The organism is Devosia sp. XGJD_8, assembly GCF_046614475.1.
Taxonomy (GTDB): domain Bacteria; phylum Pseudomonadota; class Alphaproteobacteria; order Rhizobiales; family Devosiaceae; genus Devosia.
The window spans coordinates 913,179-933,705 of the sequence record NZ_JBKJHF010000001.1 but is presented as its reverse complement, the minus strand read 5'-3'; the positions used below and the strand labels follow the sequence as shown (position 1 = coordinate 933,705).

General features: G+C 64.1%; 16 protein-coding genes. 8 read left to right on the top strand and 8 right to left on the bottom strand.

Features of this window, described 5'->3' with window-relative positions; genetic code table 11:
• Positions 1 to 92: 92 nt before the first annotated feature.
• A complete protein-coding gene (locus ACLI1C_RS04295; RefSeq protein WP_411395616.1) occupies positions 93 to 1,136 on the bottom strand; it encodes a LacI family DNA-binding transcriptional regulator in 1,044 nt (347 codons plus the stop codon).
• A gap of 208 nt (positions 1,137 to 1,344) precedes the next feature.
• Here ACLI1C_RS04295 and ACLI1C_RS04290 point away from each other — a divergent pair, with 208 nt between their 5' ends.
• From ACLI1C_RS04290 to ACLI1C_RS04265, 6 genes are all read left to right on the top strand, one after another.
• Positions 1,345 to 3,720 (top strand): family 78 glycoside hydrolase catalytic domain, encoded by a 2,376-nt coding sequence (locus ACLI1C_RS04290; RefSeq protein WP_411398217.1) that lies wholly within the window; start codon positions 1,345 to 1,347, stop codon positions 3,718 to 3,720.
• 60 nt (positions 3,721 to 3,780) lie between these two features.
• A complete protein-coding gene (locus ACLI1C_RS04285) occupies positions 3,781 to 5,079 on the top strand; it encodes an ABC transporter substrate-binding protein (RefSeq protein ID WP_411395615.1) in 1,299 nt (432 codons plus the stop codon).
• 77 nt (positions 5,080 to 5,156) lie between these two features.
• Positions 5,157 to 6,068, top strand: coding sequence for a carbohydrate ABC transporter permease (locus tag ACLI1C_RS04280; RefSeq protein WP_411398216.1), 912 nt, complete (start codon positions 5,157 to 5,159; stop codon positions 6,066 to 6,068).
• On the top strand, positions 6,065 to 6,892 hold the full coding sequence (locus tag ACLI1C_RS04275; protein ID WP_411395614.1) for a carbohydrate ABC transporter permease: 828 nt from the start codon (positions 6,065 to 6,067) through the stop codon (positions 6,890 to 6,892). The genes ACLI1C_RS04280 and ACLI1C_RS04275 overlap by 4 nt, the downstream gene beginning before the upstream one ends.
• A gap of 5 nt (positions 6,893 to 6,897) precedes the next feature.
• Positions 6,898 to 7,986, top strand: coding sequence for an ABC transporter ATP-binding protein (locus ACLI1C_RS04270; RefSeq protein WP_411395613.1), 1,089 nt, complete (start codon positions 6,898 to 6,900; stop codon positions 7,984 to 7,986).
• Between the two features lie 110 nt (positions 7,987 to 8,096).
• Positions 8,097 to 9,719 carry an ABC-F family ATP-binding cassette domain-containing protein gene (locus ACLI1C_RS04265; RefSeq protein WP_411395612.1) on the top strand — a complete coding sequence of 541 codons (1,623 nt, stop codon included), beginning with the start codon at positions 8,097 to 8,099 and terminating at the stop codon, positions 9,717 to 9,719.
• Here ACLI1C_RS04265 and ACLI1C_RS04260 read toward each other — a convergent pair.
• The 6 genes from ACLI1C_RS04260 to ACLI1C_RS04235 form a co-directional block, all read right to left on the bottom strand.
• Positions 9,716 to 11,539 carry a glycosyltransferase family 2 protein gene (locus ACLI1C_RS04260; protein WP_411395611.1) on the bottom strand — a complete coding sequence of 608 codons (1,824 nt, stop codon included), beginning with the start codon at positions 11,537 to 11,539 and terminating at the stop codon, positions 9,716 to 9,718. The genes ACLI1C_RS04265 and ACLI1C_RS04260 overlap by 4 nt on opposite strands.
• A gap of 15 nt (positions 11,540 to 11,554) precedes the next feature.
• Positions 11,555 to 12,286 (bottom strand): acyl-homoserine-lactone synthase, encoded by a 732-nt coding sequence (locus ACLI1C_RS04255; RefSeq protein WP_411395610.1) that lies wholly within the window; start codon positions 12,284 to 12,286, stop codon positions 11,555 to 11,557.
• Between the two features lie 60 nt (positions 12,287 to 12,346).
• On the bottom strand, positions 12,347 to 13,051 hold the full coding sequence (locus ACLI1C_RS04250) for a helix-turn-helix transcriptional regulator (RefSeq protein ID WP_411395609.1): 705 nt from the start codon (positions 13,049 to 13,051) through the stop codon (positions 12,347 to 12,349).
• Between the two features lie 160 nt (positions 13,052 to 13,211).
• Positions 13,212 to 14,243: an Hsp33 family molecular chaperone gene (locus ACLI1C_RS04245; protein ID WP_411395608.1), complete on the bottom strand. Its 1,032-nt coding sequence runs from the start codon at positions 14,241 to 14,243 to the stop codon at positions 13,212 to 13,214.
• Between the two features lie 155 nt (positions 14,244 to 14,398).
• Entirely contained in the window at positions 14,399 to 15,331 is a 933-nt protein-coding gene (gene argF / locus ACLI1C_RS04240; RefSeq protein WP_411395607.1) for an ornithine carbamoyltransferase, read from the bottom strand.
• 122 nt (positions 15,332 to 15,453) lie between these two features.
• Positions 15,454 to 16,659 carry an aspartate aminotransferase family protein gene (locus tag ACLI1C_RS04235; protein WP_411395606.1) on the bottom strand — a complete coding sequence of 402 codons (1,206 nt, stop codon included), beginning with the start codon at positions 16,657 to 16,659 and terminating at the stop codon, positions 15,454 to 15,456.
• Between the two features lie 361 nt (positions 16,660 to 17,020).
• Here ACLI1C_RS04235 and ACLI1C_RS04230 point away from each other — a divergent pair, with 361 nt between their 5' ends.
• The gene (locus tag ACLI1C_RS04230; protein ID WP_411398215.1) at positions 17,021 to 17,587 is read left to right on the top strand and encodes a GcrA family cell cycle regulator; all 567 of its coding nucleotides are present in this window, start codon (positions 17,021 to 17,023) and stop codon (positions 17,585 to 17,587) included.
• Positions 17,588 to 18,292: 705 nt separating this feature from the next.
• On the opposite strand, the gene ACLI1C_RS04225 is transcribed toward ACLI1C_RS04230, so the two are convergent.
• Positions 18,293 to 19,576 carry an ATP-binding protein gene (locus ACLI1C_RS04225; RefSeq protein ID WP_411395605.1) on the bottom strand — a complete coding sequence of 428 codons (1,284 nt, stop codon included), beginning with the start codon at positions 19,574 to 19,576 and terminating at the stop codon, positions 18,293 to 18,295.
• 91 nt (positions 19,577 to 19,667) lie between these two features.
• Here ACLI1C_RS04225 and ppk2 point away from each other — a divergent pair, with 91 nt between their 5' ends.
• Positions 19,668 to 20,525 (top strand): polyphosphate kinase 2, encoded by an 858-nt coding sequence (ppk2, locus tag ACLI1C_RS04220; RefSeq protein ID WP_411395604.1) that lies wholly within the window; start codon positions 19,668 to 19,670, stop codon positions 20,523 to 20,525.
• Positions 20,526 to 20,527 lie beyond the last annotated feature (2 nt).

The following is a 20,527-nucleotide window of genomic DNA, read 5'->3' as shown; positions in this document are numbered from 1 at the left end:
TAAAGTACTATTATATGTAAATAGGGAAAAGTATGACTAAAGCGGGTCGCGAAAAGACACGACAATCTCCTGAAAAATAAAACGTTTTTGGCCTAGCTGTTTCGGAGCGCCGTGCTGTTGCGAACCGCGACCCGCGGCTGCACCACGAAGTGCTCCGCCGTTTTTCGACCCGCGATACGCTCCAGCATGAGGCGCGCGGCATTGCGGCCGATCTCCCGCCCGGATTGATCAATGCTGGTGAGGTCGTTCTGCGTATAGGCGCAGGGCGGTGAATTGTCGTAGCCGATGACGCCAATGTCCTCCGGCACGCGCAGGCCGAGCGCGCGTACCGCACTCAGCACTTCAAGCGCGTAATAGTCGGCCCAGCCGAAAATGGCGTCGGGTGGATTGGGGCCTTCCAGCAGCATGCGTACCGTGGCCGTCACGTCGTCGATGTCGTCGGCAGCAGCGGCGATGCGGATGGCGCTGTCATCGAAACCGGCGGCGCGCATGCCGGAGACGAACCCCGCCTCGCGGCGCTGCGACACGTCGGCCTGCCCCAGGTCGGCCCGGCGCAGGGTGATCATGGCGGGGCGCTTGTAGCCCTGGGCGATCAGATGCTCGACCACAAGGGTGCCGCCGCGTTCGTCGTCGTTATTGGCCGAGTCGAACAGCGTCGCCTGCGGGGCATGATGGCCGATCACGGTAATGGCGGCCTGCCGCGCGGTCGCCTCGACCTCGGCATCCGTCATCCGCTGTCCGATCATGATCAGTCCGTCCATCTGGCGGTCGACCATGGCATGGACGATGGCTTTCTCCATGCTGGTGGAACCGTGGCCGATGCCGAAGAAGGGCACATATTGCGTGCCCGCCAGGCCGTCATCGATGCCGTCGATGACCTGGGGGAAGAACGGATTCTTCACGTCGGCGAGCAGCACGCCGATCGTATAGGTCTGGCCACGCATGGCGCGTGCCGCGGTGTGCGGGCGATAGTCCAGCTTGGCGATGGAGGCGCGGACCTTGGCTTCCATAACGTCGCTGACGCCATAGGCATCGCGCAACACCTTGGAAACGGCCGCGACAGAAACGCCTGCATCCTCAGCCACTTCGCGAATGGTAACGCGACCATTCCTGCCGCTTGATGCCGGTCTATCCATGGTCTGAACGCTCTCCTGCCGCCGGCAAAGGCCGGTTTTTCCGCCCCTTTTGCCGGGCATTTTCCCCTTATCACACCGACTGCAAAAATTTGCCATTGCCAAGCGTGCGATTTTGTAGAACGATAAACGTAGAACATTCTACAGACGGATGCGAGCACCAAGTTCGACACCCGCGGGACGAGTTGAGGAGATCGGCGTGAACGACGCAATGGCACCGTCTGCATCGGCGCAGGGCAATGTAACTTTGCGCAACTGGACGGCGCAGATGGTTCGGCCCCTGGCCGATCAGGGCGTCGGGACGCCGGCCAGTTTCGTCGCCAAGTCCTTCACGCTGGGCGCCGTGGGCGGCAGCGAAGTGCTCGATATCTCGGCCCTGGGCCTTTATCGCTGCTTCATCAACGGCAAGCGGGTCGGCAATGACCTGCTGACGCCGGGCTGGACCAGTTACGATGTGCGGCTGAGCTACCAGACCTATTCCGTTGGCGAGCTGCTGGTGGCGGGGGAGAACCGCATCGAGATCTGGCTGGCCGATGGCTGGCTGCGCTCGCAGATGATGTGGGGCAAGGCGCCGATCTTCAACACTTGGGGCAGCGAGATTGCCGCCATAGCCGAGCTGCGCAGCGCGCCAGGCGACAGGACGCCCGTGCTGGTGACCGATGCCAGCTGGCAGAGCGGCACCCTGCCCATCCGCAAGTCGGGCATCTATTTCGGCGAGATCTTCGACGCCCGCATCGTGCCCACCGTGTCAGCCGGCACGGCCGCCATCGCCTTCGACACGGCGCGCCTCATCGCGCATGAAACCACGCCGGTGCGTGAACTGTCGCCGCTGCCGGTGGTCAAGAGCTGGACCGATGCCGAAGGCTGTACGGTCTATGACTTCGGACAGAATATCGGCGGCTATGTCGCCTTCGACGTGCGCGGGGACGCCGGCGCAAAAGTGACGGTGGAGCATGCCGAAGTGCTCGACCAGGATGGCCAGTTCTACAATGGCAATTTCCGCACCGCCGAGGCGCGGCTGGAATACAGTCTGGCCGGCCATGGCACGGAACACTATCGGCCTTATTTCACCTTCCAGGGCTTCCGCTATGCCCGCGTCACCATCGATGGCGAGGCAAAGCTGGGCAGCATTGTCTCGGTGCCGATCAGCTCGGTGACCGAGGTCAAGGCCGGCTTCACGTCAGGCAATGCGCTGGTCAACCGGCTGGTGCTCAATACAATCTGGTCGCAGCGCGGCAACTTCATCGAAGTGCCCACCGATTGTCCGCAGCGCGACGAACGCCTGGGCTGGACCGGTGATGCGCAGGTCTTTGCCGGCACGGCGTGCTATTTCGCGGACACGCACAGCTTCTTCCAGAAGTGGATGCGCGACCTGATGGCCGACCAGCGCGCCGATGGCGCGGTGCCCCATGTCGTGCCCGACCCCACCAAGCTCAACCCGACGGATTACCCCGGCTTTTACGGCAGCACCGGCTGGGGCGACGCTGTCGCCATCGTGCCGTGGCAGCTCTACCTGCACTATGGCGACGCGGCCTTCCTCAAGGAAACGCTGCCTGCCATGGTCAGGTGGGTCGATTTCGTCTGGTCGATCAGCGATGGCCCGATCGTGTCGCCGCCGCGCGAATGGGGGGCCCGTGGCTTCTCCTTCGGCGACTGGCTGCAGCCGGGCGGCCCCTCCGCCAAGCCGCTGCCCACCATCGGCGACGACGCGGCCGCGACCATTTATCTCTTCATCACCGCCACGCTGGTCGCCCGCATCGCCCGCATTGTCGGCAATGCCGACGTCGCCTCGCGTCTCGAAACCATGGCCGCCAAGGTCAAGGCCGCCTTTGCCGATGAGTTCGTCACCGCCTCCGGTCGGCTCGCCTATGACGACCAGACCTCCTATGCGCTGGCCTTCCTGCACGACCTGATCCCGGCCGACAGACAGGAAGCGGCCAGGCGCTATTTCAAGGCCACCATCGCGCGCGCCGATGGCCGCATCGGCACCGGCTTTATCGGTACACCCGCCTTGCTGCCGGCGCTGGTCAAGATTGGTGAAATCGGTCTGGCGACAGATGTGTTCCTGCAGGAGGAAGTCCCCGGCTGGCTCTACCAGGTCAAGATGGGTGCCACGACCATCTGGGAGCGCTGGGACGCCATCCAGCCGGACGGCTCGATCTACAATCCGCAGATGAATTCCTACAATCACTACGCCTATGGCGCGGTGTGCCAGTGGCTGCTCGAGGGCGTGGCCGGATTCCGGCCGGACGAGACCGATCCGGGCTTTGTCACCGTGGTGTTCGAGCCGATGATCATCGCCGAACTGTCCCCCGTCAAGGCGCATCACGACAGCCCCAGGGGCCTGATCCGCGCCGAGTGGACGGTGGATGGCGACAAGGTCAGCTACATGGTCGAGGTTCCGGCCGGCGCGCGCGGCCTGCTGCGACTGTCGCCCGACTATCGCAACGTCCAGGTGGATGGCGAAGCCTGGGACGGCAAGGGCGACCGACCCCTCGCCGCCGGCCAGCACGCCATTGCCTTCACCTACACCCCGAAGCCGCGGCCAACGCGGACCGGGCTGAGCATCAACGCCCGCACGCCCTGAGCCAACAGGCGGCAGCACGAACTGCCCGCATGGTGCGGGCATAATGGGAGAGACAGACCAATGACCAAGACTTCACGCAGGACCGCGCTGGCCGGCTTGTCCGCCGGGCTCATGCTGGTAACGGCCCTCAGCGGCAGCGCCTTTGCGCAGAGCATCAACCTCACCTACCTCATCCCGAGTGGCGCCGACGGCGTGGCCGTGGCCGAGGAACTGGTCAAGAGCTTTGAAGCCGCCAATCCCGATATCAATATCGACATCGAAACCCGTCCCGGCGGTTCCGAAGGCGACAATCTCGTCAAGACGCGCCTCGCCACCGGCTCGATGGCCGACATTTTCCGCTACAATTCGGGCTCGCTATTCCAGGCCATCAATCCCCAGCAGTTCCTGGTCGATCTGACCAATGAACCCTGGCAGGCCGACGTGCAGGCCTCGTTCAAGCAGGTGGTGACGGCGCCGGACGGCACCGTGCGCGGCGCGCCGATGGGCGCTGCCATGGGCGGCGGCATCTATTACAACCGCGCCATCTATGAAGAACTCGGGCTCACCGTCCCCACGACCTGGGCCGAATTCATGGCCAATAACGAAAAGATCAAGGCCGCAGGCAAGGTCGCCGTGATCCAGACCTATGCCGACACCTGGACCAGCCAGCTCTTCGTGCTGGCGGACTATTACAATGTCAGCGCCAAGGACCCCAACTTCGCCAGCCGCTATACGGCCAACGAAGCCAAGTTCGCCACCGAGCCGGCTGCCCTGCGCGGCTTTGAAAAGCTGCAGGAAACCTTCGAGGCCGGCTACTTCAACGAGGATTTCGGCGCCGCCAAATATGACGACGGCATCCGCATGGTCGCCGCCGGCGAAGGTGCCCACTATCCGATGCTGACCTTTGCCACCACGGCCATCGCCGCGGCCTATCCCGACATGATCGGCAATGTCGGCTTCTTCGCCCAGCCGGGTGACGAGGCAGGCATGAACGGGCTTACGGTATGGATGCCCGATGGCATCTATATTCCCCAGACCACGTCCAATCTCGACGCCGCCAAGAAGTTCGTTGCCTTCGTCGCCAGCGTCGAGGGCTGCGAGGCGCAGACCCGTGCGGGCGGCGCGTCCGGGCCATACCTGGTCAATGGCTGCACCCTGCCCGATGACGTTCCCCCGGCCGTGAGCGACATGCTGCCCTACTTCGCCGAAGGCGGGCAGAATGGTCCGGCGCTCGAATTCCTCTCGCCCATCAAGGGGCCGGCGCTCGAGCAGATCACCGTGGAAGTGGGCTCCGGCATCCGCCCGGCAGCCGATGGCGCGGCACTCTACGACGAGGACGTGCGCAAGCAGGCCCAGCAGCTCGGCCTTCCCGGCTGGTAAACCCTTGCACATGAGGCGGTTCCGGGTGCCTGGTCTCACCCGGAGCCGCCGTTCCTGAGGAGTCGCCCATGTCAGTCATGACGCAAACCGGTACGGCCGGTGCCGGTGCCGCCGCCCCCGTGCCGGTGCTGAAGCGACCCTCGCCCTATCCGGGCTGGTTCTTCCTGCCGGCCGCCATCATCTATGGCCTGCTGTTCCTGCTGCCCACCGTGGCTTCGCTTTATTTCAGCCTCACCCGCTGGACGCTGTTCAACTCTACCTTCATCGGACTCGACAATTTCGCCCAGTTCCTGCGCGAACCGTTCCTGATCAAGGGGCTGATCAATACCGTCATCTATGCCGTGGTCACCTCGGGGCTCAAGGTCGTGCTTGGCCTGCTGCTGGCCGTGCTGCTCACCAGCCAGATCGCCGCCCGCGGCTATCTGCGTTCGGTGGTGTTCTTCCCCGTGCTGGTGTCCACCGTCGGCGTCGGCATCACCTTTACCGTGCTGATGCACCCCACCAATGGCATGATCAACGAAGGCCTAGCCATGCTGGGCATCAAGGGTCCGGGCTGGCTGACCAATCCGAGCCTGGCGCTCTATTCGGTGGCGCTGGTCGATGTGTGGAAGGGCGTTGGGCTCGCCACCGTCATCTACATTGCCGGCATCGTCGCCATCCCCAAGGACTATTACGAAGCCGCCCGCATCGATGGGGCGACCAAGCTGCAGAACTTCTTCTACGTCACCCTGCCCTTGTGCCGGCCGGCCACCGTCACGGTCATCATCCTGAGCTTCATCGGAGGCCTGCGGACCTTCGATCTGATCTGGGCGATGACGCGGGGCGGACCGGGCTTTGCCTCAGACACCGTCGCCTCGGTGATCTACAAGCAGTATCAGGCGGGCTTTTACGGCCTCAGCACGGCCGGCAATGTGGTACTATTCGCGCTCATCGCCGTCCTGGTCGTGCCGCTCACCATGCTGCTCAACCGCCGGGAGGGACACGAATGAGCCTCGTCCGCAAATACGGGCTGAGCGTCCTCGCCATCCTCGTCTCCTCCGTGGTGTTCCTCATTCCCTTCGCCTTCATCATCATGATGGCGTTCAAGGATCGGACGCAGGCCCAGCTGCTCGACTTCTCCTGGCCGCAGGGATTTCACCTCTGGACCAACATCGTCGAGGTGGTGACCACCCGCAACTGGATGCTGCTCACCGCCTTCATAAACTCGTCCATCCTCACCGTGGCGAGCGTCACGCTGCTGGTGATCTTCGCGGCCATGGTCGGCTTCGTGCTGCAGCGGCGCAAGACGCGGTTCAATGGCCTGATCGAGTTCTTCATCCTGGCCGGCCTGATGATCCCGCCGGCCGTCGTCCCCACCATCTGGCTGCTGCAAGGCATCGGCCTCTTCGGCAAGCTGCATGGCCTGATCCTGGTCGAGGTGGCCTATGGGCTGCCCTTCTCTATCCTGCTCTATCGCGCCTTTATCGCCACCATTCCCCGCGAACTGGACGAGGCGGCCATCATCGACGGCGCGCGGCCGTTCGATGTGTTCTTCCGGGTCATCCTGCCACTGCTCTGGCCGGTGACCGTCACCAATATCGTGGTGCAGTCGGTTGCCATCTTCAATGACTTCACCAACCCGCTCTACTATCTGCCGGGCAATGCCAATGCGACGGTGCAGCTGACGCTCTACAATTTCCAGAGCCAGTTCAACACGTCCTACAACCTGCTCTTCACCAATATCGCGCTCATCACCATTCCGCCGCTGGTCGTCTTCCTGTTCTTCAACCGGCAGATCGTGGCGGGGATGACCGCTGGCGCCGTCAAAGGATAACCCGCATGGCCGGACTGGAACTGAAATCGCTCCACAAGAGCTACGGCAATGTCGAGGTGATCAAGGGCGTCGACCTCACGGTCGAGCACGGCGAATTCGTCGTCTTCGTCGGTCCCTCGGGCTGCGGCAAGTCCACCCTGCTGCGCATGATTGCCGGGCTCGAGGATATTACCGGAGGCGAGCTCTGGATCGGGGATGTGCTCTGCAACGGGGTCGAACCGCGCGACCGCGGCATCGCCATGGTGTTCCAGAACTACGCGCTCTATCCGCACATGACCGTCTACGACAATGTCGGCTTCGGGCTGAAGCTGGCCAAGACGCCCAAGGATGTGCGCGACGCCAAGATCCGCGAGGCCGCGCGCATCCTGCAGATGGAACACCTGCTCGAGCGCAAACCGAGCCAGCTGTCCGGCGGCCAGCGCCAGCGCGTGGCCATCGGCCGGGCCATCGTGCGCAAGCCGGAGGTCTTCCTGTTCGACGAACCGCTGAGCAATCTCGACGCCGCCTTGCGGGTGGAAACCCGCATGGAAATCGCCAAGCTCCACCACGATCTGGGCGCGACCATGATCTATGTGACCCACGATCAGGTCGAGGCCATGACGCTGGCCGACAAGATCGTGGTGCTCAATGCCGGCGTGGTGCAGCAGGTCGGCGCGCCGATCGAGCTCTACCAGCGCCCGGCCAATCTCTTCGTCGCCGGCTTCATCGGCTCGCCCAAGATGAACTTTGTCAATGTCACCGTGGAAGCGGTCAGCGCGGGCCGCGTGGCCGTGGCAGGCAAGGATATGGCCTCGATCGCCATCCCAGCGCGCACCGATGGCCTCAAGCCCGGGGACACGGTGACCCTGGGCATTCGCCCGCATGATCTCAGCGAAGAGAGCGGCGGCGCCATTGTCGGCCGGGTGGCGCTGGTCGAGCGGCTCGGCAACGAGACCATCATCAGCATGCAGTTGCCGTCCGGGGCGTCGTGGCTCGTGGTGCTCGATGGTGACCACAATCTCAGTATCGGCCAGAATCTGGCGCTGAGCTTTGAGCCCGATCGGGCCGTCATCTTCGATGCGGACGGCACCGCCCGGCATCCCGACCTGGACTGACCGCATAGGTCCTGTGACATTGCCAGAGCTTGCGCTGGCGGGCCGCCAATGCTTTACGGACGCGTTCGCCGCGCCTCCCGCCCGGCATTGTCCGCAGGATCGCGCAGCGCATGATACGTCTCGAAAGCATCGGCAAGCAAAACGGCAAGCAGATTGTCTTCATCGACGCATCGGCCACGCTGCTCAAGGGCGAGAAGATTGGTCTGGTCGGTCCCAATGGCGCCGGCAAGACCACCCTGTTCCGCATGATCACCGGCGAAGAGCAGCCCGATGAGGGCCAGGTCTCGGTCGATCGCGGCACCACGATCGGCTATTTCAGCCAGGATGTCGGCGAGATGGCCGGCCGCAGCGTCGTCGCCGAAGTCATGGACGGGGCCGGCCCGGTTTCGGCGCTGATCACCGAGATGCGCGCGCTGGAAGCCGATATGGGCGATCCGGACAAGGCCGACGCGATGGATGCCATCATCGAGCGCTATGGCGAGGTGCAGCACCAGTTCGAAGAGCTCGACGGCTATTCGCTGGATGGCCGCGCCCGCGAGGTGCTGGACGGCCTGGGCTTTTCCCAGGAGATGATGGATGGCGATGTCGGTGCGCTGTCGGGTGGCTGGAAGATGCGCGTGGCCCTGGCCCGCATCCTGCTCATGCGCCCCGACGCGCTGCTGCTCGACGAGCCGAGCAACCATCTCGATCTCGAAAGCCTGATCTGGCTGGAAGCGTTCCTGCAGAACTATTCCGGCGCCCTGTTCATGACCAGCCACGACCGCGAGTTCATGAACCGCATCTGCACCAAGATCGTCGAGATCGACGCCGGTTCGCTGACCACCTATTCGGGCAATTACGAATTCTACCAGAGCCAGCGCGCCATTGCCGAAAAGAACCAGCAGGCCCAGTTCGAGCGCCAGCAGGCCATGCTCGCCAAGGAGCTGGACTTCATCGCCCGCTTCAAGGCCCGCGCGTCGCACGCCGCGCAGGTCCAGAGCCGGGTGAAGAAGCTCGACAAGATCGACCGGGTCGAGCCGCCCAAGCGCCGCCAGACCGTCGATTTCGAATTCCGCCCCGCGCCGCGTTCGGGCGAGGATGTCGCCCTGCTCAAGGGCGTCTCCAAGAGCTATGGCAGCCGCTCCATCTATGACGGGCTGGACTTCCATGTCCGCCGCAAGGAGCGCTGGTGCATCATGGGCGTCAACGGTGCCGGCAAGTCTACCCTGCTCAAGCTGGTGACCGGCACGGCCGATCCTGACACCGGCACGGTGTCACGCGGACCCTCGGTCAAGATGGCCTATTTCGCCCAGCACGCCATGGATGTGCTCGAGGGCGACCTGACGGTGTTCCAGCAGCTGGAAAGCTCCTTCCCGCAAGCCGGGCAGGCGCCGTTGCGCGCCCTGGCCGGCGCCTTCGGCTTTTCCGGCGACGAGATCGAAAAGAAGTGTCGTGTCCTCTCGGGTGGCGAGAAGGCGCGCCTCGTCATGGCGATGATGCTGTTCGATCCGCCGAACTTCCTCGTGCTCGACGAGCCGACCAACCATCTCGACATCGCCACCAAGGAAATGCTGATCACCGCCCTCAGCCAGTATGAGGGCACCATGCTGTTCGTCAGCCATGATCGCCATTTCCTCGCCGCGCTCTCCAACCGCGTGCTGGAGCTGACCCCGGACGGCGTGCGCACCTATGGTGGCGGCTATACGGAATATGTGCAGAGCACCGGCCAGGAAGCGCCCGGCCTGCGCAGCTAACCGGTCAGTCCATGCGACCGCCGCCTTGCGGCCCGTGGCTGGTGCGGCGACTTGAACCAGTAGAAGGGACGCAGGACGAGTTCGCGCACGGCGCGGACCGTGGCAAAGCCGATCAACATCCAATAAAGCGGCAGCCAGAACTGCTGGGGCGCCAGTTCCAGCAGGCGCAGGCGGTAGAGGCCGAGGGCGGTCAGGGCCAGTGTGCTGCCATAGCCGAGCCCCAGCACGGCCAGGTAGAACACCGTGCCCGTCGAGCCATCGACAAGCTCGGCGCCCAGCAATGCCCGCACCAGCACCGACAGCAGGAAGGCGCAGTGCAGGATGGGCGCGACGATCATCCCCAGCACCAGCATTTCGAAGGCGAGGAAAGCCGGCAGTCCCATTTCCTTCAGCAGTCGCCCGGGATTGCGGTTGTGCACGATGAAGGTCTGCATCCAGCCTTTCATCCAGCGCGTCCTCTGCCCGAGCCATGGCAACAGGCGGGTGGGCGCTGCCTCGCGGGTTTGCGACGGCAGGACCGCGACCCGCAGCCGGCGCCGCGCCAGCCTGATGCCCAGATCGGCATCCTCGGTGACGTTAAAGGCGTCCCAGCCGCCCAGTTCACGCAGGGCGCGCAGGCGGAAGTGGTTGGAGGTGCCGCCCAGGGGAATGGGCAGGCGCCAGCGGGCCAGCGCGGGCAGCAAGACGCAGAACAGCCCCGCATATTCGCCGGCAAACTGCGCCGTCAGCCAGTTGTGCCTGCCATTGTCGATGACGAGATGGGCCTGCAGGCAGACGATATCGGGCGCGTCCCGGAAGCGCACCGCGGCCTGCCAGAGCTGGTTGCGGTCGGGAATGTCCTCGGCGTCGAACACCACGACATGCTGTCCCCAGCAGAGCGGCAGCGCGAAATCGAGCGCCTTGGGCTTGGTATGGGGCATGGCGTCGGGCACCGGCACCAGCGAGAAGCGCGGATCGCCCAGGCGCTGTTCCACGGCGGCGATCGTGCCGGACGAGCGGGCTTCGACCACGAATTTGATGTCCAGTCGCTCCGCCGGATAGTCGAGGGCCTCCATTGCGGCAAACAGCTGCGGCACCATGGCCGCCTCGTTGCGCAGCGGGATCAGCACCGAATAGACCGGCAGCTCCTCGTCGGGCGGGCGGTCAAGCTTCGGCTCCGGCGGCAGCGGCTCGAGCACGGCCGCCAGCCGGAGCGCCGCGGGCACGACCAGAACGATCAGAACCACTGGCAGCAGCAGCAATTGGGCAAAATGCGGCGCGGCCAGCACCATGCCCAGCAGCAGCACCAGCGCGACGGCAAAGCCGTAGCGGGCGAGGCCCGTCAGCTCCAGTTGCGCCGAGGCATAGGGCCAGCGCCGCGCCAGGTTCTGTCGCGCCGCATCGATCAGCGCCGGCGACGCGACGGCCGTCAGATGGTCGCGCAGCGCCTGTTCGGGCACGAGGCAGATCAGGTGCGACAGGCGTGGCGTGGTCGCCAGCCGGTGCTTGAGGCGGATGATGCCGCCAAAGTCGGGGGCGGCGAACGCCACTTCCCTATCCAGCAGCGCTACCCTGAAGATGCGGATCTCGGCCAGGGCTTCGAGGCGGGCAGGTTCGGCGCTGCCGACAAGGCCCCGGGGCACGCGATCGAAATAGCCATATCCTGCCCAGCGGGCGGCGCGCTTCATGATGGTGGCGGGCCTGAGGCCCAGGGCCGTGGCGCAATAGAGCAGAACATCCACTTCGCGCTCGAGCGCTTTCTCCAGCACCTCCCGGGCCATCGTTCCGTCCGGATCGTCCCTGGCCAATATCGCCTTGATCAGGTCCAGGGCATCCGACATGGGGCCGTGCCGTGCTCAGTATCGCGACGGAAGAGGCAGTGCCGGCCCCGTGCGGCCGGTGGGCGCCAGGTCGAGCAGGCCCAGCGCCGGCTGGCCGGTGCTGCGCCGGACATTGGCCAGGGCCTCTTCGCTGACCTCGATCCAGGCCGCCACCGTGGGCTTGCCATCGATGATGGCCGGCGCGCCAAGCGGGGTGATGCGCCAGCCCAGGCTGACGCCATGCTCCAGCATGTAGATGGTGGAGACGAAGGTGATGAAGGCATAGCCCTCGAGCAGGGCATATTCCATCACCGCGCAGAAAAGGGCTGCAGACTCCGGTGCGCGCCGCCTGCCCTCACGTCGATCGGGTCGCACATAGAAGCGATTCCAATCAGCCCCAAGCGAGGGAGAGGCGGGGAGATTACCTTGCACAAGTCCGGCAAAGACTGTCTGCAGCAAGTTCGGTTTTTCGAGTGGGGTGAAGCGGGATCCGCCGACCAGCTCATCGCCATCGGTGAGCAGCAGGTGGGTCGCGTCGTCCGTATCGAAGTCATCGACATCGCGCTGGTCGGGACGACGGATCGCCTCCCACCCTTGCATGTCGACGAAAATGGTATGTCTCAGGCGGTAGTTTCGCTCCAGCAGGTCAATAGAACAGCGCTCGACCGGCGCGCGGACGACGTGCACCTTCATCGCTGCCCCCAGCCGCTTGATGACGCCGCGCAATAAGGCACGTCCCTCAAGCAGGGCGATATTGGTAAAAATCACAATGAACCTGTCGTCGCCTCCTCCGTGGAGAATGCGGGGGCAACCAGGCGGGACGGGCCTCTAGAGCGAAATCAGCTTGTGGCGGATCGCCTCGACGACGGTATGGACGCGGTTGTTGGTACCCAGCCGTTTCTGGGCATTCTCGCAGTGCTGGTTCACCGTGCGCTGGCTGAGGCCGGTAATGTCGGCGATCTCCGAAGCGGTCTTGCCCGCCGCCACCCATTTGAGCACCTCGCCCTCGCGGCTGGTGATGGCGCGCTTGATGGAGCGGTCGCTGCGGCTGCTGTTGAGAAAGCGCAGCTGCCCATGCGCATAGAGCGCCAGCATGTGCAGTTCCAGCCGAGCCTTGTCGTCGATCTGCGTAGCGTCCCCCACCAGGGATACGACGCCCTGCATGCCCCCCTCCATGTGGATGGGGACGCAGAACCCATCGGCCATGCCGAAATCGCGCGCCTCGTCCATCACCCGGCGCGCCGGCAGGTCGGCCTCGTGGTCATAGGGCGCCTCGGACCAGTCGAATGGCAGGGTGGTCGAGAAGCAGCGCCTCGCCACGGGATCGAGATGGACATAGCCCAGGCCCGTATAGCGCTCGTACCACTCGTCTGACCAACCAGACAGCAGCACGAACGGGCGCACATCCATGCCACGGTCCGGCAGCCCCGAGATGATGAAGCTCTCGAAGCCATAATTGCCAATGGCCCTATACATGATCTCGCATATGCCAGAGCTGTCCTGCTGCTCCTGAAGCTTTGCGATTGTCGTCATAAGGTCGGCGTTCACCTGCATCCCCCCGCCCGGATCCTTACAATACTGTAAGTATTGGGCGTGTTTGCTTGGATATGCAAGTGGACCCGTAAAGGATTGAGCGCAATGAAAAACGGCCACCCGTCAGGTGGCCGTCATCATCATTGTCTGCGCGGGCAGTTCAGTGCTTTGGGTCGAACTGGTGCGGGTTGAAGTGGTAGGCTGTCGAGCAGAACTCGCAGACCACTTCGATCTCCCCATCCACCGCCATTTCCTCGCGGTCCTCGGCGGTGAAGCTGGTAGCCAGCATGTCCTCGATGCGCTCGGCCGAGCAGGAGCAGCGCTCCACCATGGGCAGGGGCGTGAACACGCGGACGCCGGTCTCGTGGTAGAGCCGGAACAGCAGCCGCTCGGAGCTCAGATCGGGGTCGGCCAGCTCCAGGTCATCGATGGTGGACATCAGCGAGCGCGCCTCGTTCCAGCCGTCGGCCTCCTCGAAATCGGGGTCCGCCGTCTCCGGATTGTCGAAATTGCCATCGCCGGGCAGGTCGGGCATGTGCGACATGCCGTGCTCGGGCAGGTGCTGGATCAGCACGCCGCCGGCCCGCCAGTGCGGACGATGGTCACCCTTCTTGGTGAACTCGGCCACGGCCATGCGCACCTGGGTGGGGATCTGCTCGGACTGCATGAAATAGGTATGCGCCACCTCTTCCAGCGAATGGCCGTCCAGCCCGACAATGCCCTGGTAGCGTTCAGTATGCGGCCCCTGGTCGATGGTCATGGCCAGGTGCCCCTTGCCGAGCAGTTCGCCAGGGCGGGTGCGGCCCTCTTCGGCCGCCTTGACCAGCGCGTCATGGTCGAAGCGCGCATAGCCGCGCAGCCCGTCCGGCGCGTCGAAATCGACCACCAGCAGGTTGACCGGACCATCGGTCTGGGTCTGCATGATGAAGCGTCCCTCGAATTTGAGGGAGGAACCGATCAGGGCGGCCAGCACCACGGCCTCGCCCAGCAGCCGTGCGACCGGGGCGGGATAGTTGTGGCGGGTCAAGATGGTGTCGAGCGCTTCACCCAGCCTTACGCTGCGGCCGCGGGTATCGAGCTTTTCGAGCGTGAACGGCACGACGGAATCGTCGCCGCTTTCCGGCCGGTCGAGCCCGAAGGCGCTCATCAGGTTCTCGGTCATGGTCGTCGTATCCGTCGTCATTGTGGTCACGTGACTTTCAGGTCGGCTCGGCCAGACACGGAAATACCAGCAGACCTCATCCTGAGCCTGTCGAAGGACGAGGGCGTGGCACTATGGCGACACGACCCTCGTGGTTCGACAGGCTCACCATGAGGTCTACTCATGAATCCGGTCAATGTCCGGGGCTAATTTACCTCTGCCCCGAAGGCCCAGCACAGGATGGCTTTTTGGGCGTGCAGGCGGTTTTCGGCCTCGTCCCACACAACCGACTGCGGACCGTCGATCACCTCGTCGGTCACCTCATCGCCGCGATGGGCGGGCAGGTCATGCATGAACAGGGCGTTCTTGTCCGCCAAGGCCATCAAATTGGTGTTGACCTGGTAGGGTTTCAAGACCCGGCGGCGTTCGGCGATGTCGACGTCGCCCATCGACACCCAGGTGTCGGTGATGACGAGGTCGGCGCCTTCGACGGCCTCGCGCGGATCTTGTATCAGCTTGACGAAGTCCCCTGCCCGCTTGATGTCGTCCATCAGGTCCTTTTCCGGGCTATATTCCTCGGGCGTGGCGATGGTCAGGTGGCATTCGAACAGCTCGGCCGCATTCACCCAGGAATGCAGCACATTGTTGCTGTCGCCGACCCAGGCGACCTTGGCGCCCTTGATGTTGCCGCGATGCTCTTCGAAGGTCATGAGGTCAGCCATGATCTGGCAGGGATGGGCGCGCCGGGTCAGCCCGTTGATCACCGGGACGGTGGCGGCCTCGGCCAGGTCGAGCAGGTCGGCATGGCTGAGGATGCGGATCATGATGGCATCGACATAGCGGCTGAGCACGCGGGCCGTATCGGCCAGGGTCTCTTCCCGGCTCAGCTGCATTTCCTGCCCGGACAGCATGATGGTCTCGCCGCCCAGCTGGCGCATGCCGACATCGAAGCTGACGCGCGTGCGGGTCGACTGGCGCTCGAAGATCATGGCCAGGACCTTGTCCTTGAGCGGCTGGGGCCGATCGCCCTGCTTGAGGCGGGACTTGAGCGAGCCGGCGGCATCGAGCATGCCGCGCAGTTCGGGGTAGGTGAAATCGTCGATGGAAAGAAAATGCCGTGGGGTGCCGGTCGAGGTCATGGGCCGGGTTCCTTTGTGACGCTATGAGTGTTCAAGGCATGCGGGTCGTCGCCCTCCCCCATCAGAGAGGAGGAAACAGACCGCGTCGTCGCCGACCAAAGTAGCGGACACTCAAGTCCATCTCAGCCAACCGCCGGAACCGACGCCGTCTCGGCTTCGATGGCGTCAAAGGCGGCGGCCAGCTTGTCCATGGCCTCCTCGATCTCGGCCTCGGTGACGATCAGCGGCGGGATCAGCCGCAGCACATTGTCCCCGGCCCCGATGGCCAGCATGCGGTGGTCGTCGCGCAGCCGGGCGACGAAGTCGCGCACCGGCGGGGTGATCTTGATGCCGGCGAGCAGGCCCTTGCCACGCAGTTCCAGCACATAGTCCGGATAGCGCTGCGCCAGCTGCTGCAGGTGCCAGGCCAGTTTCTGGCCCATCTGGTTGACATGGTCGATGAAGCCCGGCGCCAGGATTCGGTCAAGCACGGCATTGCCGACGGCGGAAGCCAGCGGATTGCCGCCATAGGTCGAGCCATGCGTGCCGGGCACCATGGACGCCGCCACATCGCCCTTGGCCAGGCACGCCCCGAGCGGGAAGCCGCCCCCAATGGCCTTGGCCACCGCGACGATGTCGGGCGTGATGCCGCTCCATTCAAAGGCAAAGAAGCGTCCGGTCCGGCCATAGCCGCACTGCACTTCGTCGAGCACCAGCAGCATGCCGTGCTCGTCGCACAGCTGGCGGAGCCCCTGCATGAATTCGGGGGTCATGGCGGTCACGCCGCCCTCGCCCTGCACGGTCTCGATCAGGATGGCGCAGGTCTGCGGCCCGATCAGCGCCTTGACGGCATCGAGATCGCCCGGCGCGGTATGCTTGAAGCCCGGCATCGGGGGCCCGAAGCCCTCGAGATAGCTCGGATTGCCGCCGGCCGCGATGGTGCCCAGGGTGCGGCCATGGAACGAGCCAAAAAAGGCGATGATCTCGTAGCGATCGACTTCGCCCTTTGCCCAGAAATAGTGCCGCGCCGTCTTGATGGCGCATTCCAGCGCCTCGGCGCCCGAATTGGTGAAGAAGACCGAATCCGCGAAGGTGGCGTCCACCAGCCGCTGGCCCAGCCGTTCCTGCTCGGGAATGGTGAAGACATTGGAGGTATGCCAAACCTTGTCGGCGGCGCTCTTGAGCGCGCTGACGATATGGGCGTCGCCATGGCCGAGGGCGTTGACCGCGATGCCGGAATGGAAATCGAGATAATCTCGGCCATGCTGGTCATACAGGCGCATGCCCTCGCCCCGCTCAAAAGCGAGCTCGGAGCGGGCATAGGTGCCGTATAGCGCAGACATGGTCATTTCCTTCTTTGCATGGGTTGAAACAGCGGCTCGTGGCAGGCGTGACAATAGCGCCACAAAAACCAAAAACGCGCTCGTTGCGCAGCGCGTTTCCGCGTCAGAGTTAGGCCATTTTTGTCAGATAAGTCAATGATTGTGCCCCAAGTGCCTGATTTGACTCAGGGATCGTTAGGACAATTTTAACTGGTGATTTCACGGGGAAACTCTTCCCCGACTCTTGATCCGGATTCCTCCGATGGCGTAAACTCAACGTCATTGGGAACACGATATCTCGTGTGGCGGACCCACTCAACATACGACGCCTAGCGTTTGGTGGCTGCAATATTCATTTGGCAGCGCAATGAAGGATTCTGTTTTGACGATGGTTTCAGGAGCACAACCGGCGGGCTGGACTGATGAGCGCGTCGAGACTTTGAAGAAGCTCTGGATGGAAGGTCTCAGTGCCAGCCAGATCGCCGGCGAGCTCGGCGAAGGGGTTACCCGCAATGCCGTGATCGGCAAGGTGCACCGGCTCAAGCTGTCGGCCCGCGCCAAGCCAACCAATTCCACGCCGCGCGCCCGTCCGGCAGCGCGGCCGGCACCCCGCCGCGTCGCCAGCCCTTCGGCCGGCATGTCGAACATGAGCAGCAATGTGGGCAAGCCGCGTCCTGCCATGTCGCGGCCGCAGTCGATGGGCGCGACGGCACTGGCGCATAATCCGGATATGGAAACCCAGCTCTATGTGGCCCCCGCCGTGGCCGAGCTGTTCATTCCCGAGGACAAGCGCCTCAGCCTGCTGCAGCTCACCGAAGCCACCTGCAAGTGGCCGATCGGCGATCCGCTCCACAAGGATTTCTACTTCTGCGGCCAGCACAGCCTCGAAAGTGGCCCCTATTGCGAGTTCCACTCGCGCCGGGCGTATCACCAGGTCGACAAGAAGCGCCGCTGAGGCCAAATTCACGGAATGACAATGGGGCGCCCGCGAGGCGCCCTTTTTGTTTGGATCCAGAGGCAGTTACCGACCGAGCGCCGCTCTGCATCGCCGAACGGCCCCTCTCCCCTTGTCTCAGTCGCCCACGAGTGGAGCGAAACCTCCCCTTGATGGGGAGGCAGGAGGGGGTGCCAGAGCCCCGATATCCGGGCTACCCCCCGTGATCCCCAAAGGAGGGCGCGTGTCGACCGCGAAATCCTGCCCAGTCCGGTGTCATCCCATGATCAGGGTGGGTGTGACGACCGGATTTGCAGGGGTTTTTGGCTCCCACACAAACTTATCCCCCTCCGCCTGGCCTGCTGCATAATCACCTCATCTACCCGCCAGAGCGCGATCATGACGAGTGATGAGCGGGCTAGACTGCCGGGGAGCATGGGTCGCCAGGCTCCCGCATGTATGCTGACCACCGGCCTCGCGCCGTCCCGCAGGGCAAGGCCATGCGAGCTCCGCTCGAATGGCACGAACCCAGAGCGGGAACGGAAGCGATAAAATCCGAAAGGGCGGCCGCTCGATGCGTGTGTGAAAAATCCCGGCGTGATGGCGAGGCGTCTGTCTCACTATCCAAACTAACCTTCGAGGCAGTCGCCTCGCCATCACGGCTCACTCGGTGAGCAGAGCGAACCCACACGACAACCGCGGTGCAGGCGGCGCTTTGGCACGTCCCTAGGGCAGGAACACATCCACCCGCAGGCCTTCGCCTGGCTTGCTCTTGATGGAGAGCTGGCCGCGATGGCGCGTGACGATGTGCTTGACGATGGCCAGTCCGAGGCCCGTGCCCTTCTTCTTGCGGCTGGCATCGGCGTCGATGCGGTAGAAGCGCTCGGTCAGCCGCGGCACATGCTCGGGCTCGACGCCGGGGCCGTGATCGATCACCGTTACCAGATGCGGCAGGCCCGGGCGGCCCGAAGGCGCCAGGCTCACCTCGACGAACTTGCCGCCGGCGCCATATTTGATGGCATTGTCCATGAGATTTTCGAACACTTCATAGAGCTGGCCGCGATCGCCCATCGTCGTGCTCGGGCCCTCGAACAGGCTCAGCCGGATCTCGACGTCTGCCGCCTTGGCCTGCATCATCAGGCCCTCGCGGACCTCGCGGAGCAAGGCGGCCAGGTCGATGCTGCCGGTAGGGCGCACATGCTGGTGCATCTCGATGCGGGACAGGCTCAGCAGGTCGTCGATCAGCTTGCTCATGCGCTCGGCCTGCCCGCGCATGATGCCGAGAAACTTCTCCCGTGCCGCGGCATCCTTGGCGGCCGGTCCCAGCAGCGTATCGATGAAGCCCAGCAGGGAGGCCAGCGGGGTGCGCAATTCGTGGCTGGCATTGGCGATGAAGTCGGATCGCAGCGCGTCGACCCGCTTGAGCTCGGTCAGGCTCTGGAAGGTGACAACGAGCTGGCGGTTCTCGTCCTCAAGCCAGTCCCGGCCCGGCCGGCGCAGGGGGGAGACCACGACCTTGTCCCAGGTCTCGGAGGGCACCGTCTCGTGCAGCTCGATGCTGCGCACGCTGCCCCCGCGCATGGCGGCATCGATGGCCCCCACCAGCTGCGGATTGCGCAGCGAGAAGGTGATGGGATTGCCCGCAACCACGGCTGGGAACTGCCGGCCCGCTGCCGCATTGGCATGCAGCACCACGGAGCGGCGATCCAGCACGAGGCAGGGATCAGCCAGCGCATCGGCAAAGGCGAAGACCGCGTCAGGGTCGGCCGACACCTGGGGCTGCGGCAGCTCGACGGTCCGGGTCACCGTTATCCGTCCGGCGGGCAGCATGGCGACGCCGGCCACCACGACAGCAAAACTGACAAGGGCCGCAACGATGCCGATCTCGCCGAACAGCACCAGGGCCGCGAAGACACCCGCTATTCCGGCCAGCAGGCCGCCTTGCGCCACGACGCGGGCGCGCGCCACGGTCAGCGGCGACATGGGCTCGTGGAACTGGGGCTCGTCCATGTTTTGTTTCTGAGAATCAGTCAGTTGCAGCGCCTCTTGCGCGCAAGGGCGCCTTCATAGCACGGTGAACATGACAACGGAGCGACACGCAATGACCGATCCTCTCGACGGCTTCGACCTCGAAAATCCCGAACTGCCCAAGGCGGTCAAGAAGCACGCCATGACCTCCGGGGGTTATCCTTACGAGGATAAGCTGGATAAGGACATCTATGAAACCCGGATGTATCAGCTGCAGCTGCAGCTGGTGCTGCTGCAGGCGCATCTGGCCACGTCGGGCGAGCGCGTCATGATCGTATTCGAAGGGCGCGATGCCGCCGGCAAGGGCGGCACCATCAAGACCTATCTGGAAAATCTCAATCCGCGCTACAACCTGATCGCCGCCCTGCCCAAGCCGAACGACCGCGAACGCACGCAATGGTATTTCCAGCGCTATGTCGACTGGCTGCCGGCGGCCGGGGAAACCGTGCTGTTCGACCGCTCCTGGTATAACCGGGCCGGCGTCGAGCCGGTCATGGGCTTTTCCACGCCCGAACAGACCGAGCATTTTCTCGAGGAAGCGCCCGAGTTTGAGAAGCGCATCACCAATGACGGCATCCACCTGTACAAGTTCTGGCTGTCGATCGGGCGCGAAATGCAGCTCAAGCGCTTCCATGACCGGCGGCACGATCCGCTGAAGATCTGGAAGCTGTCGCCGATCGATCTCGAAGCGCTGGCGCGCTGGGATGCCTATACGGCGGCGCGCGACGAAATGCTCAGGCGCACCGACTGCGTCCATGCTCCCTGGACAGTGGTCCGCACCAATGACAAGCGCCGCGGCCGCATCAACCTGATCCAGTCGGTGCTGCATCGCATGGATTTCCCCGGCAAGGATGTTGGGGCGATCGGCGAAATCGACCGCAACATCACCCTCAGCGCCCAGGCATTCCTCAAACTGGACAAGACGGACTGAGC

Coding starts and splice junctions, on each gene's coding strand:
- ACLI1C_RS04290 (WP_411398217.1), top strand. CDS start 1,345: ATGGCACCGTCTGCATCGGCGCAGGGCAATGTAACTTTGCGCAACTGG.
- ACLI1C_RS04270 (WP_411395613.1), top strand. CDS start 6,898: ATGGCCGGACTGGAACTGAAATCGCTCCACAAGAGCTACGGCAATGTC.
- ACLI1C_RS04225 (WP_411395605.1), bottom strand. CDS start 19,576: ATGGACGAGCCCCAGTTCCACGAGCCCATGTCGCCGCTGACCGTGGCG.
- ACLI1C_RS04280 (WP_411398216.1), top strand. CDS start 5,157: ATGACGCAAACCGGTACGGCCGGTGCCGGTGCCGCCGCCCCCGTGCCG.
- ACLI1C_RS04295 (WP_411395616.1), bottom strand. CDS start 1,136: ATGGATAGACCGGCATCAAGCGGCAGGAATGGTCGCGTTACCATTCGC.
- ACLI1C_RS04285 (WP_411395615.1), top strand. CDS start 3,781: ATGACCAAGACTTCACGCAGGACCGCGCTGGCCGGCTTGTCCGCCGGG.
- ACLI1C_RS04260 (WP_411395611.1), bottom strand. CDS start 11,539: ATGTCGGATGCCCTGGACCTGATCAAGGCGATATTGGCCAGGGACGAT.
- argF (WP_411395607.1), bottom strand. CDS start 15,331: ATGACCTCGACCGGCACCCCACGGCATTTTCTTTCCATCGACGATTTC.
- ACLI1C_RS04250 (WP_411395609.1), bottom strand. CDS start 13,051: ATGACGACAATCGCAAAGCTTCAGGAGCAGCAGGACAGCTCTGGCATA.
- ACLI1C_RS04230 (WP_411398215.1), top strand. CDS start 17,021: ATGGTTTCAGGAGCACAACCGGCGGGCTGGACTGATGAGCGCGTCGAG.
- ppk2 (WP_411395604.1), top strand. CDS start 19,668: ATGACCGATCCTCTCGACGGCTTCGACCTCGAAAATCCCGAACTGCCC.
- ACLI1C_RS04235 (WP_411395606.1), bottom strand. CDS start 16,659: ATGACCATGTCTGCGCTATACGGCACCTATGCCCGCTCCGAGCTCGCT.
- ACLI1C_RS04265 (WP_411395612.1), top strand. CDS start 8,097: ATGATACGTCTCGAAAGCATCGGCAAGCAAAACGGCAAGCAGATTGTC.
- ACLI1C_RS04275 (WP_411395614.1), top strand. CDS start 6,065: ATGAGCCTCGTCCGCAAATACGGGCTGAGCGTCCTCGCCATCCTCGTC.